This is a genomic window from Metasolibacillus sp. FSL H7-0170, from assembly GCF_038593115.1.
GTDB classification, from domain to species: Bacteria; Bacillota; Bacilli; order Bacillales_A; family Planococcaceae; genus Metasolibacillus; species Metasolibacillus fluoroglycofenilyticus.
The window spans coordinates 3627628-3641131 of record NZ_CP151964.1 but is presented as its reverse complement, the minus strand read 5'-3'; the positions used below and the strand labels follow the sequence as shown (position 1 = coordinate 3641131).

At 39.0% G+C, this 13504-nt stretch carries 9 protein-coding genes, 1 pseudogene and 1 riboswitch; of the genes and pseudogenes, 2 read left to right on the top strand and 8 right to left on the bottom strand.

What is annotated here, in order from left to right:
- Positions 1–250 precede the first annotated feature (250 nt).
- The 4 genes from MHH70_RS16975 to MHH70_RS16960 all read right to left on the bottom strand — a co-directional run bounded on the left by MHH70_RS16975 (position 251) and on the right by MHH70_RS16960 (position 6441).
- Positions 251–2818, bottom strand: coding sequence for an EAL domain-containing protein (locus tag MHH70_RS16975; protein ID WP_342472072.1), 2568 nt, complete (start codon positions 2816–2818; stop codon positions 251–253).
- A gap of 675 nt (positions 2819–3493) precedes the next feature.
- Entirely contained in the window at positions 3494–4357 is an 864-nt protein-coding gene (locus MHH70_RS16970; protein WP_342472071.1) for an EamA family transporter, read from the bottom strand.
- A gap of 364 nt (positions 4358–4721) precedes the next feature.
- Positions 4722–5945, bottom strand: coding sequence for a hypothetical protein (locus MHH70_RS16965; protein ID WP_342472070.1), 1224 nt, complete (start codon positions 5943–5945; stop codon positions 4722–4724).
- Positions 5926–6441 (bottom strand): sigma-70 family RNA polymerase sigma factor, encoded by a 516-nt coding sequence (locus tag MHH70_RS16960; protein ID WP_066166663.1) that lies wholly within the window; start codon positions 6439–6441, stop codon positions 5926–5928. The genes MHH70_RS16965 and MHH70_RS16960 overlap by 20 nt, the downstream gene beginning before the upstream one ends.
- 191 nt (positions 6442–6632) lie before the next feature.
- Here MHH70_RS16960 and MHH70_RS16955 point away from each other — a divergent pair, with 191 nt between their 5' ends.
- Positions 6633–7145: a C39 family peptidase gene (locus MHH70_RS16955; protein ID WP_342472069.1), complete on the top strand. Its 513-nt coding sequence runs from the start codon at positions 6633–6635 to the stop codon at positions 7143–7145.
- Positions 7146–8004: 859 nt separating this feature from the next.
- Here MHH70_RS16955 and thiW read toward each other — a convergent pair.
- The 4 genes and pseudogenes from thiW to hutH all read right to left on the bottom strand — a co-directional run bounded on the left by thiW (position 8005) and on the right by hutH (position 11732).
- The gene (gene thiW / locus MHH70_RS16950) at positions 8005–8499 is read right to left on the bottom strand and encodes an energy coupling factor transporter S component ThiW (RefSeq protein WP_342472068.1); all 495 of its coding nucleotides are present in this window, start codon (positions 8497–8499) and stop codon (positions 8005–8007) included.
- A gap of 158 nt (positions 8500–8657) precedes the next feature.
- A riboswitch (TPP riboswitch) is annotated at positions 8658–8765 on the bottom strand.
- 47 nt (positions 8766–8812) lie between these two features.
- Positions 8813–9691 carry a 5'-3' exonuclease gene (locus MHH70_RS16945; RefSeq protein ID WP_066166674.1) on the bottom strand — a complete coding sequence of 293 codons (879 nt, stop codon included), beginning with the start codon at positions 9689–9691 and terminating at the stop codon, positions 8813–8815.
- A 65-nt stretch (positions 9692–9756) separates the two neighbouring features.
- Positions 9757–9960, bottom strand: a pseudogene (locus MHH70_RS16940) (MFS transporter); the annotation flags it as partial.
- Positions 9961–10253: 293 nt separating this feature from the next.
- Positions 10254–11732 (bottom strand): histidine ammonia-lyase, encoded by a 1479-nt coding sequence (hutH, locus tag MHH70_RS16935; RefSeq protein WP_342472067.1) that lies wholly within the window; start codon positions 11730–11732, stop codon positions 10254–10256.
- A 356-nt stretch (positions 11733–12088) separates the two neighbouring features.
- Here hutH and MHH70_RS16930 point away from each other — a divergent pair, with 356 nt between their 5' ends.
- Positions 12089–13375 (top strand): SPFH domain-containing protein, encoded by a 1287-nt coding sequence (locus MHH70_RS16930; protein ID WP_066166680.1) that lies wholly within the window; start codon positions 12089–12091, stop codon positions 13373–13375.
- The last annotated feature ends 129 nt before the right edge of the window (positions 13376–13504 follow it).

Genomic DNA, 13504 nt, shown 5'->3' with positions numbered 1-13504 from the left:
AACCTTTCTGAAAAATAGACTATCATACCATTTCTTAGAAAGAAGTTAAAAGTCGTCAAAGCTAGGGGGTCATCTGAAAATTCATTTTGAGACGTCCCCTTGTGGCGAGTAATTATTTTCTGTGCTGACAGCGAAGCAACAAGTACAAGTATTTTTAGCAATTATTTAATATAGAAGCAGGGACTATCCGAAAAGATATACGCTTTTCGAATAGTCCCTCACTTTTCATTTTAGAAATGCATATTGCTCTTTATTTCTTTAATTCTCTGAAATATTTATGTGGTTCTTTATACACAAATGTCATATTCGGGATATTTTCGCTCTTTCGCTCGTATCCACTCAATTTATTTATATTTGACGCCAGTCTATTTTCAATATTTGTATTCATATTAAAACGGATACCGTAGCCAAATACATCTGCACTCTTCTCTTCCCACCATCTGAGCTCACCGGCAATTTCAAAATGCTCGTTCATAATATCAAATGTTACATTAAACTTCATATCCTGATTAATAGGCAGTTTTAGGTTAGATAATATCTTCATCCCGCCTAAGCTTATATTCTCAATTAAAACGGGGGATTTCCCAACCGTTACTGCATGTCCATTAAACTCAACAATTGTTAAAAAGCCTAGTATTGGATATGGGAAACGATAGCGATAGTACTGCCGCCTTTCCACAGTTACAGCTTTATTATATTTGCTTTTCGGTATAACATAGCCAGTTTTTAATATCGCTTTGAATGTTGATTCTTTTGCAGGCTTTGAAAAAATATAGCCTTGCACAGAATCACATTCTATTTGCTTCAAAAATTCTAGCTGCTCTACTGTTTCTACTCCCTCTGCTACAACTTCCATCCCGAGTGATTTTGCTAAATGAATTGTCGATTTAATAATTACGTCATCAATGCTATTTTCTTCGAATAAATTTTGCACAAAAATTTTATCCACTTTCAAAATATTCGGTCTTATTTTTCGGATATAATCTAGTGAGGAATAGCCCTTGCCGAAATCGTCAACGACAATTCGAATTCCAAGTTGCTTAAATCTTTCAATGGATTCACTAATAATTATTTCCTCATGTAAGAACATGCTTTGGCTAATTTCAAAACGCAATAAAGCTGGATTGATTTCATATCGCTCTAATAAATTTGAGACCGAATCATAAAAGCCTTTCTTCAGTAAACGTAGCACTGGAATTATAATTGTAATCGGTTTTAATGGAATTTGCTCACTTTGCCATACTTGCATAGATTGAAGCACTTTTTCTAACAGCCAATCTGTTATTGGATTGATTAAATGATTCTCTTCAGCTAGAGAAATAAATTCCTCAGGCATAACAAGTCCCCAGTCTGGATGATTCCAGCGAATAAAAGCCCTTGCCCCTGTAAGTAATCCCTTTCTAGGGTCGACTTGAGGCTGATAAAATACGGCAAATTGCTTTTCAATAATCGCTTTTCGCATATCTCGTTCTAATATATATTGCTTGAAAGTAGAGATGCTTGCAACATGCGACGAAAGCTGATAATTATTCTTTCCTTTTTTCTTTGCCTCCTGCAGGGCATTATGTGCTTTTTCAAGCAGTGTTCTCTCATCTAAAGCTTCCTCTGGGTAAAACGAAATACCGATGCTTGTCGTGACGCTTAACTCAAATTCTTGAATTGTAAATGGCTGTTGAATATTTTTTAAAATGTCTTCAGCTAACTTTAGTATGTTGTTTTTATTCGCATGATTATGTGCGAGAATCATAAAGCTATTATTACCCATTCGAGCAATTTCACCATCAGATGGTGTCATATTTTTCAGTTTTTGCGCTAGTATTTTTAAAGCCTCATTACCAATTGTGTAGCCTAATGAATTGTTTATTATGTGGAAGCGGTCAATATCAATGTGTAAAACTGCAAATGGCTCTTTATTTTTCGTAAATTGCCCTAATGTTTTTCTCATTTTTGCTTGATTTGGGAGGCCTGTTAGCGCATCATATTGTGCCAAATACAATAGCTCTTGCTCCATTTCAATTTCTCTCGTAATATCAAGCACAAGTCCAAATACATTCGTTACGTCGCCACTTTGGTTAAAACGAGGTATGATTTGTTCAAGCAACCACTTTTTTTGACCATTTAGACAAGTAATTGAATAAATTTCTTGTACTTTTTCACCTGCAACAACACGTGTCTTTGCTTGATTAATACTATTTATATATTCTTCATTAATAAGCTCAAACCAAGCATTATCATTCAAATAAAGCGTTTTTGTTGGAAGGCATAATATTTCCTCCAATCCCTTCGATGTGTAAATAAAGGGACCGTCCATTGATTCACGCATCCAAATCCCCGAGGTCAAATGGTCAAAAATATACTGGTATTCTAGCATATGCTTTTCTATGTTGCTGCTAACCTTCACATACACACTTGTTATTCTATCCCCTTCCTTAATCGGCACAAACGATAAAGTAAGCGGAAGTTCTTCAAGTTGCTTATTGCGAACTGTAATGTCGACTTGATTTGTTATTCCTTTTAATGCGTTGATAAAGCTTATTTTTAATTGTTTAAGTGTTTCAGGCGAAGTAAATTTACGAAAGTCATTTGTTGAAGTGATTTCTGTGCCGAAAAATGCTTCCATCTTCTCTCGGCTTGCTGCATACAATTCTCCTTGTCGTGAAAAGACAAAGACAATTTCCGGGTCATTTGTTACCAGTGAAGTATAAAACTGTAGTAAATCTTCGTGAGTGGTTTCCATTACATATGTCGAGCTGTTATCATTACTTTTTCTCTTAGAAAATACATTAAAAAAACGGCTTTTTTGGCTTGGTGTTTTCATAGTATATCCCTCCAAATGAAAAAGCATGCTCTTTCAATATCCATTATAGTATAAAAGGACTTTTTCTTTAATAAGTACAATAGACTAATTTGAGAAAAAGTTACCAAAAAACACGAAAAAAAACGGATATTTGCAAGCTTAAAATCATTAGAGTTCAATTTAGATAGTTATTTTAACCTATCATTTTAATTAATTATGACTCAACTAACTTTTCCTATCAGTAAAGTTTTGCTGTAACCAATTGAAAAAGGGACATCCAAAAAGTCATTTTGAGACGTCCCTCGCGATGATTAATCGCAGAATCAAGCATTTTTAGTAAATATTCAATATAGAAGCAAAAGCTGTGCGAACAGATGAACACTTTTCGCACAGCTTACGCATTTATTAATTACGCCTCGACGTAATTGCGTCCAGATTTTTCAAGCTACTTGGTAGAAGTTAACCTAAAACGTCATGACACGAGCTAACGGTTAACTGACCTGCGTCGTGCATGCCTCCCTTCAAAATCTGTAATATCCGCCGCACGATGCTAGTTGCCCAGTCGTTATCGCAGGAGGCGATGTTCTTAGACTGAGTCCCTATGATTCAGCGGGTGTTTGGACCCCCACTGAAAATAGCCTAATACTTGCATTCATCTCGTCATCTATAGAGGTGGGAGACTTCTGCCGAGAGAAGTTAAGCTTTCCTTCTATTTCCTAATGTCAAAACAATAATCCCTGCAAAAATCATTATAATACCTAGCCATGATGTCCACGCTAAATATTCGTTTAAGAAAAACGCCCCTAATAGCGCAGCCGTCAATGGTTCTGCTAAGCTCAATGTTACCGCAGCCGAAGAGGGTACCGCGCGCAAGCCATTCAAAAATAACACATAGGCAACACTCGTCGCCATGATGCCCATATAAAGCATCGCTAAAGCATTCGATGGCATTGCTAGCCAGCTAACACCATCTGACCAGGCAAGCGGTATTAAAAATAGCGCACATAACGAAAACGTCATCGCCACAGCTGGTAATGTCGCTACCCGCTCTGTTAAACGTTTGCTGACATTCGTGTAAAAAGCAAACATACAGCCACCAAGTAGGGCTAACATGACACCAAAGCTATTCACCGTTGCGTCTCCGCCAATTGCAAATAGCAATATGCAGCCGACAATCGCAAAGCTCGTCGATATTGCCCAAATGCGTGTCGGCTTTACTTTCCAAAAAAGCCATTCAATAATCCCTGCAAAAATAGGAGCACTACCAATTGTTACAACTGTACCAATCGCTACACCTGTATATCGGATGGATGAGAAAAATAAGCATTGGAACAGGGCAATCGATAATGCCGCAAGTATATTCCATTTCCAAGGCCATGTTTTCCACTGAATTGCTCGTGCAAAAAGGACAAAAATAAGTAGTATGCCCCCTCCGATTGCCGAGCGTATGCATGCAACCGCAAAAGGTGAAATGCTTCCTTGTAAAAAAGTTTGAGTTGTACCTGTCGTTCCCCATAAAACAGCAGCTAATAACACTGCGATATATGGTAGTAAATTCATAGCTATTCCCTCCGTCTAAGTATCAATTACGCCTCCGCGTAATCACATCCAAATTTCTCCAGCTCTTTACTGAAAGTTAACCTAAAACTGTCCAACGGTTAACTGACCTGCGTCGTGCAGGCCTCCTTTCAAAATCTGTGACATCCGCCGGAGGCTCTATCTAGATTCAGTGAGTGTTTGTACATCCTTGCAAGATAAAGGATTTGTCTCACTACCTGTAGCAATGGACGTTCTCAATATCTGTACCTGATAACTTGCTTTTAGTACAAATAAGCATTACTAAATCTAGATAATTCTTTTTAGCGAAGGTTTGCTGGTACATCCTGCTCAAATAATGGCTTCCAAAGCATTGAATTCCCCCTCCTTATTGGCTTAGCGCTTTTTCTAATGATTGCAAATGATAAAAAGTTGACGCTTGGAAATATTTTTCTTGATATTGTAAATAAAAGGCGTTCCCACCAATCATGCGCACAAATAAAAAATCTGTCAGCCATGCAGGGCTATCTACCTCATCCAAAATAGCAATTTGCATGAATGTGCCATCCTGAATGAAGGCGATATTCGTACCCTTCCCATCGAAAGTATATAAAACTTCCTCTGTCAATTGCGTTTGATAAGAATTAGTCCCACTTAATTCGCTGAGTGCTCCTTTTGCATATTGAAAATTATTCATATGCTCATTATAGTAAATAACATAATATTCTGCACCCTCAAAATAGTTAGTCGTTATATGAATTGCACGCTTATCCTCTAAAATATAATATTCTGCCTGAGGGTTATCTTTTAACGTACCTATTTCATAAAACTGCCCTTCTTTTTCCAATATTAAATAAATTTCGTTAACACGATTGTCCTTCTCAAGAGAGCGTTTTTTCATAAAATGAACAATCGTAGCTGAATGATTTAATTTTTGAGGTGATTGGACGTTAACTGTAGCTGTTATATAATCATTTATTTGTACAATTTGTGCTGCCGGTGCCTCTCTCGGTACTAGCTCTAATTGCTCTGGTGCTAAAAATGGCTCAAAAACCGACCATTCCTCATAAATATTTTCATATATTGTAAAATTACCATCCTCTAATTGCTTCACAAACAAAGGATGAATATATGTCTGCTCCTGTGTCACATCATTATGTGTAATATATAATTTATACATCTGCTCCTCAGTATGTGGAATCATCTTAATTATTTTCAATGTACTAAAATCAATAGCGTTGTACTTTAAAAAAAGCTCTTTATTCGAAGCCACTACCTCTGTCGTTGAAACTTCTTCTATTAAAGCATAATCCTTCCGTTCGATTGCTTGGAAATATTTAATCGCAGCATCAGCAGCTTGCTCTGGAAGCAATTTTTCAAACTGCTTTGTAATTAGCTCACTTGCCGGTTGCACTTGCTCATTAGCAGGAGGGAGCAAATAAATAATAAAGGCTAGGCATGTTATTGCTAGAACAGCAAAAAGTGGCTGAATGAAGCCTAAAGGTCGATGCTTTTTAGGTTTTGTTGCTAATTGTTTCACCTTGTCCTCTGTTAACCAATGCTTCTCACCAATGACTGCGTCAATTCCCTTTTTAATTTGTGAACCGCTCATCAAGCCCACTCCCCTCCAAACAATTTTTAAGCTTTTCTCGTCCTCTACGAAGTCGTGTTTTCACCGTATTGACAGAGCAATTTAAAATTTCCGCAATCGTTTCGACTTTCATGTCCTTATAATAATGAAGCACGATAACTTCACGATATTTGATTGGTAACGCTAACACCGCATGACCAATTTGTTGCTGTTCGCTATTCATAATCGCTTGTTTTTCTGCGGAATTTGCCCCTTGAAAGATTGTTTGAATTTTCATTGATAGTACAGTGTTTTTATAGCTCCAACTTCGTAAATAGTCGTAGCTGCGATTAATAGTCATACGGTATAAATATGTACGATAACTAGCATTGCCTCGAAAATCCTGCTGTTTTTCAAAAGCTTTTAACAGGACATCTTGAACGATATCCTCTGCTACTTCCTTGCTTTTCACATATGTAAAGGCGAGCCGCAACAGTTCCTCACCATGCTCACGAATAAATTGCTCTAGCTGTGACAACCGCTATCCCCCCTTTTTCGTTTCACGTTAGACGGAGCACCTGCTCATTTGGTTTCAAATTTTGAAACTATGTTTTATTTACAGCGTATAATAAAGTGAACCCCCAGTCCATAAAGGCTCTCACATACTTCTATGAAATTGATGATAAAAGAACGGTTAAAATTTGGGATTTTACAAATGGAGGGATGGCAATGCGTGTACTGCTAGAAATCAAAGGAACTTCACAATACGATGCGAGCGTTCAGCCAAATTACCAAAATTCTGCATGTGGTCCAACAACGCTACACGTTATTTTAAAGTATTTTCACATAGCCAAAGAAATTAATGATTTATATAAACAGCTAGGTACAACAAAAATCGGCTTATTTCAATGGCGTCTCATCAAAAGAATGCGCAAGTTGTTCGGTGCTAATTTTACTATTCAAGGTTGCTCGCTTGCAGAAGCATTGGCACAGCTTGAACAAGGAAATCCTGTGGCATTGAAATTCGACCAATATTTTAACCTACAGTGGCGGTCAAAAAAGAAGCCTCTATTCAAATATCATTGGGTTCCACTCATTGGCTATGAAAGAAAAGACGGGGAATTATATTTAATCATCCATGATAACGGTGGACGAGGCCGAAACAGCCAAATACGTTCATTTTGCTATGAGGACAATAAGCATGTGTTAAGCTTTGTAAAAATAGAGCAGAAAAATACATAAGGGCTATATGAAAAAGCAACTGCCTTTCCATATAGCGCTAGAACCTGCTGCTCCGTTTATCCCGCATTAACGGGCAGTAAGACGCCCACTTTAAAACTTATGTGAAAATATGCTAAGGATAAGTGGGAGATTAACTGCCCGTAAATGCCCGAGTGGTTCAACTAACAATCCGTGGAGAAAAGCATCCACGGATTGAAGGTTCACTTTATCCCGCATTAACGGGCAGTAAGACGCCCACTTTAAAACTTATGTGAAAATATGCTAAGGATAAGTGGGAGATTAACTGCCCGTAAATGCCCGAGTGGTTCAACTAACAATCCGTGGAGAAAAGCATCCACGGATTGAAGGTTCACTTTATCCCGCATTAACGGGCAGTAAGACGCCCACTTCAAAACTTATGTGAAAATATGCTAAGGATAAGTGGGAGATTAACTGCCCGTAAATGCCCGAGTGGTTCAACTAACAATCCGTGGAGAAAAGCATCCACGGATTGAAGGTTCACTTTATCCCGCATTAACGGGCAGTAAGACGCCCACTTCAAAACTTATGTGAAAATATGCTAAGGATAAGTGGGAGATTAACTGCCCGTAAATGCCCGAGTGGTTCAACTAACAATCCGTGGAGAAAAGCATCCACGGATTGAAGGTTCACTTTATCCCGCATTAACGGGCAGTAAGACGCCCACTTCAAAACTTATGTGAAAATATGCTAAGGATAAGTGGGAGATCAACTGCCCGTAAATGCCCGAGTGGTTCAACTAACAATCAGCTGGGATGAGAAACATCCCCACTGATTGAAGTTTCACTTTATGATACAGAAGCTATGCCATGTAATTTTTTGCGACGAGTAACCTTATTTTCTATATCGTTTCAAAACGCTTTGCAAATACAGTGTTGCGCAAACTTACTGCAATAATAACCCCTAGCACCGCACCAATTGCACTTGACACGAAGAAGGCTGGCATAAAAGCAAGTGCCGTAACAGATGTACCCATTAATATTTTTGCATATGGGACAGCTACTAATGATGCAATCACACCTGTACCAATCACTTCACCAATACCCGCCAGCCATACTTTATGGCTATATTTATAAGCTATAGCCGCTAAAAAAGCCCCGATGACACTACCCGGAATCGCAAGTAACGAGCCTGTTCCCGTAAAAATACGAACTAATGCTGTAACGAAAGCAATTACTACAGCTGGCACAGGTCCTAACAATATAGCACTCACAACATTGACAGCATGTTGAATAGGATATGCACGCGCAATACCTGTAGGAATCGCTACAAACATTGAACCTGCCACTGCAATGGCCACAAACAGCGCCATAACAGTTAATTTACGAACTGACATAAACAACACCTCTTTTAATTGTTATTTTTGAGCATTACTTATCAGCGGATTTGCGCAAATTATTTGCACATTTCTTTCCAAGCAAATTTTCCTCCTAAAAATAAATTTAAAAATGCCGCACCCATTGTAGAAAGGGAGCGGCATAGAGTGAGCAAATTCAATCAATGTCGCCACTTCCCTACGCTAGTGTGAGCTAGATCAGGTTCAAAGGGTCTGCATAGTACATATACATCTCAGCCTTTCAAAAGGCTCCCCTAGTGGTGCAAGCAATTTTCTTCTATTATTACGGTAATTTTGTTATTCGTCAATGTCTTTATAGACCAAGCGAACGTGCGTGGCGGATAATTAAGCGCAAGCCTTTATTATCCAGCTGTGATGCAACCGCCTCATTAAACGCAGGAACTACTAAGTCATTCAGCTCCGCTTCAATGGCTGCATCGCAATTAATTGTCGCGAGCTGATGCGAGAGCTTTAGCATGTCCATACTTTCATGGATTTTAGTACGCTGCGCAGGCTTTAGTTGGTCAAGTGCTGCTAGCACTCCCTCAATTGAATGATAGGTTTGAATGAGTTGCAGTGCTGTTTTAGGACCAATTCCTTTGACACCCGGATAGCCATCGCTCGCATCCCCCATAAACGCCTTCACCTCAGCAAATTGCTTTGGGGCGATGCCATATTCTTCGCGAAAGCGCTGCTCTGTGTACGTATCATATTCTGTATAACCCTTTTTAGTAAAAGCGATTGTTGTCTTATCATTTAATAATTGTAATAAGTCGCGGTCACCGCTAATGACAGTAATCTCCGCATCGTCTTTCCATTTCTCAATCATGGAGCCGATTAAATCGTCTGCCTCCAAGCCGCTAATGCCGAAGTTTTTCCAGCCCATCATTTCTGATACATCCTTCACCATATCAAACTGTGGCAGCATTTCTTCTGGTGGTGCAGGGCGGTTTGCTTTATATCCCTCGAATAAATCATTGCGGAATGTATGCATGCCCATATCCCAACAAACAGCTAAATGTGTCGGCTTCATCAAGTTTTGAGCTGTTAAAACATGACGGGCAAAGCCTTGTACTCCATTTGTTGGCGTGCCATCCTCTAAACGAATATATTGTTTCATCGCAGCGGAGGCGAAAAATGAACGAAATAGTAGTGCCATGCCATCAACAATAAGTAAATGTGGTTTTTCCATATGTATTCCTCCATTCCCCCTTAGCATAACATGACGCTAGCGAAAAAGTCATTTTGCGCCTGCTTCTAGCGTCTTACATAGGCGAAAAGAGTCATGCCTACACCTAGTGCAGCACAAACTAAATACATTTGTGAATAAGGTAGTAAATCTGCGACTGATCCCATCACTCCCCCTCCTAAAGTAATACCTAAGTCTGCTGTCGCAATAAATAGACCAAGCAGTATGCTACGATTAGCGCTCGGCAATACAAAGGTTAAATAGGTTGTTAAAAAATGATTATCACAAACAATTGTCAATGCTTTTTCTAAGAGAAATCGAAAAAAGCTGCTTACCTACTTATCCAAAGGATTTTCGGTAAACAGCTTCGTTAATAATCAATAACGCTTCAGCTAACTATAATCTAGATTTTCTTAAGCTTGCTTAAAAACTTCTCTTTATTAACGAGTGTTTAGCTACCCGCTGAAATCGGTCAAATGCTTACATTCACCTCCCCATCTTTAAAGGTAGGTGACCTCTGTATCTGTCGCTTAACTATCGGTACAGAAAGCATTTGCCCCAAAAATTAAGGCATTAAATATTGTGCAATTTTCTCTACATCTTTATTGAATACACGGTCCTCTGTAATACCTGCCGCAATTTCACGGATTTCTTGCCATTTTTCATATAACTTTGGAGCCATTTTCTTCACATCTCGATATTCAACAGCTGTCGCAGCACAAAATGCTTCAATAGCTAAAACACGTCGTGTATTCGCAATTATATTATAGGCATGGCGCGCGCCTGTTGTCCCCATGCTAACATGGTCCTCTTGATTTGCAGAAGATGGAATAGAATCAACAGATGCTGGATGTGCAAGTGTTTTATTTTCTGATACGAGGCTTGCTGCTGCATATTGTAAAATCATCGCTCCCGATTGCAAGCCTTGGTGTGCACTTAAAAATGCTGGTAACCCTTCGCTTAGAGCTGGATTGACAAGACGCTCGATACGACGCTCAGAAACATTCGCTAATTCAGCAACACCAATTTTTAAGAAATCCATCGCAAAAGCAATTGGCTGACCGTGGAAATTCCCTCCTGAAATAACGCAGTCCTCTTCATCAAAAATTAATGGATTATCTGTCGCCGCATTCATTTCAATTTCTAGCTTTTCCTTTACGTAGTTTAAAACTTGCCAGCTTGCCCCATGAATTTGTGGAATGCAGCGTAAAGAATAAGGGTCTTGTACACGCAATTCACCTTGCGTTGTCATGAGCTCGCTGCCTTCAAACCAATCGCGCATACGAGCTGCTACAGCGCTTTGTTCTTTAAAGCCGCGCACCTCATGAACAGTAGGATGGAAAGCATCTTTAATACCTCGTAAACTCTCCAATGTTAAGCCGCTAATCCACTCGCTCGCGTAGGCTAACTTTTCAGCTTCAATATAGTTTACAACACCCTGTGCTGTCATTGCTTGTGTTCCATTAATAAGTGCAAGACCTTCCTTTGCTTGCAAGACGATTGGCTCTACATCGTATTTATTCCAAACTTCACTCGCTGCAAGCACTGTACCATCTCGCAAAACTTCGCCTTCTCCAATTAACGTTAAGACTAAATGAGATAATGGAGCTAAATCGCCTGATGCCCCAAGTGAGCCTTGCTGTGGAATGGCTGGATGAATTTGTTCATTGACCATCATCGCCAAACGTTCCAATACTTCATAGCGAATGCCTGAAAATCCTTTTAATAGAGCATTTAAGCGTAACACTGTCATCGCTCGTGTCACCGTTTCAGGAAATAGTTCGCCAAAGCCACAAGCATGTGAACGAATTAAATTAATTTGTAATGCGCCGACCTCAGCTTCGGCAATTTTCACGTCACTAAACTTGCCGAAGCCTGTGTTAATACCATACACTGTTTTATCGTCGGCAACGATGCGCTCCACATGCTCACGGCTTTTTAATACGCGCTGTTTTGCTGCTTCATCGATGGCGATTTTTTCCCCTTTATATAAAATCGCTTTCATTTGTTCAATCGTTAGGTCACTACCATTTAAAATAATCATTTTCCCGTCCCCTTTGTCATTATCTCTCCCTTTATATTATTAGCTAAAAAATAATATTTTTCTAGTTATTTTTTTCAAAAACCCCTTCATTACAATAGAGTAAGAAAGCAATATTTTATATTAATATAATTTTACTATAAATAATTATAAGCAAATTTACCGCACAAAGAGATATAAAGCTTGAATACGGCTACAACCTTTGATTATCTACTAAAGCAAAGTGATATTTTCCTCTCAACAATAAATTTTTTCATTTACGTGGAGTATTTTGCGAAAAGAAGTTCTCAAAAAATGAATCTTTTTAGCGGAAAAGAAAGTATACTATTCATATACAACGAAAAGAGAGGGGTTTTTTTATGGGCTTATTAAAAGCAGGTATTGGTGCAGCACAGGGAGTTTTAGCAGACCAATGGAGAGAATACTTTTACTGCGAGTCTATCCCAGCAGATGTCCTTATTACAAAAGGCATAAATAAACGAGGCAAACGCGGCTTTAACTTTAAAGGCAGCGATAATATTATTAGCAACGGCTCTATAATTGCGATTAACGAAGGACAGGCAATGATTATTGTCGACCAAGGACAAATCGTAGAATTTTGTGCTGAAGCTGGCGAATTTGTTTACGATACATCAACAGAGCCGAGCATCTTTTACGGCGATTTAAAAGAGAGCATTATTGAATCTTTTAAATCATTTGGAAAACGTGTAGCATTTGGTGGTCAGGCTCCAAAGGACCAACGCGTTTATTTTTTCAATACAAAAGAAATTACAGGCAATAAATATGGAACTCCGACCCCCGTTCCGTTTCGTGTTATTGACACAAATATCGGGCTAGATATCGATATTTCAATTCGCTGTAATGGTGAATATTCGTTCAAAATTGTAGACCCTATTTTGTTCTATACGAATGTTTCTGGTAATGTGCAAACAGAGTTTCGTCGCGAAACAATTGACAGCCAACTGCGCTCTGAGTTATTAACAGCTCTGCAGCCTGCCTTTGCTAAAATTTCAGATATGGGTATTCGTTATAGCTCTTTACCAGGACGTACGATGGAGCTATCACAAGCTTTAAACGATGTGCTATCTGAAAAATGGGGTAATTTACGTGGTATTTCAATTATCTCGTTCGGTGTAAATACGGTGAAAGCATCTGAAGAAGATGAAAAGATGATTAAGGATTTACAAAAAAATGCGGTATTGCGTAATCCAAACATGGCTGCTGCCACAATGATTGGTGCCCAAAGCGATGCGATGAAAATGGCTGCCCAAAATGAGGCGGGCGCTTTCGTTGGCTTTGCAGGTATGAATATGGCTGCTCAGGCGGGTGGGGTGAATGCACAAGACTTATTTAAAATGGGACAGCAAACGCCAACGCCGTCTACGGCAAACGGAGCACAAGGTTGGACTTGCTCATGTGGTGCTGCAAATAGTGGAAAATTCTGTGTAGAATGTGGGAAGCCTCAACCTCAAAGTGGCTGGGTTTGTTCATGTGGTACACAAAATGAAGGAAAGTTTTGTAAGGAATGTGGGTCGGCAAAGCCTGCAAGCTTCAAATGTGATAAATGCGGCTGGCAGCCAGAAGGAGCGGTTCCTAAGTTCTGTCCAGAATGTGGTGATGTATTTGATGATAATGACCGCGCATAAATAATGGGGTTGTCTGAAAGCGGTGCGCTAACCTGCTTTCAGACAACCCTTTTCCATTTTACAAAAATATTAATCATTCAGAAAAAATATAAGCATTCTTTAAAGGGCATTTTTTCTAAGTTTTAAAAT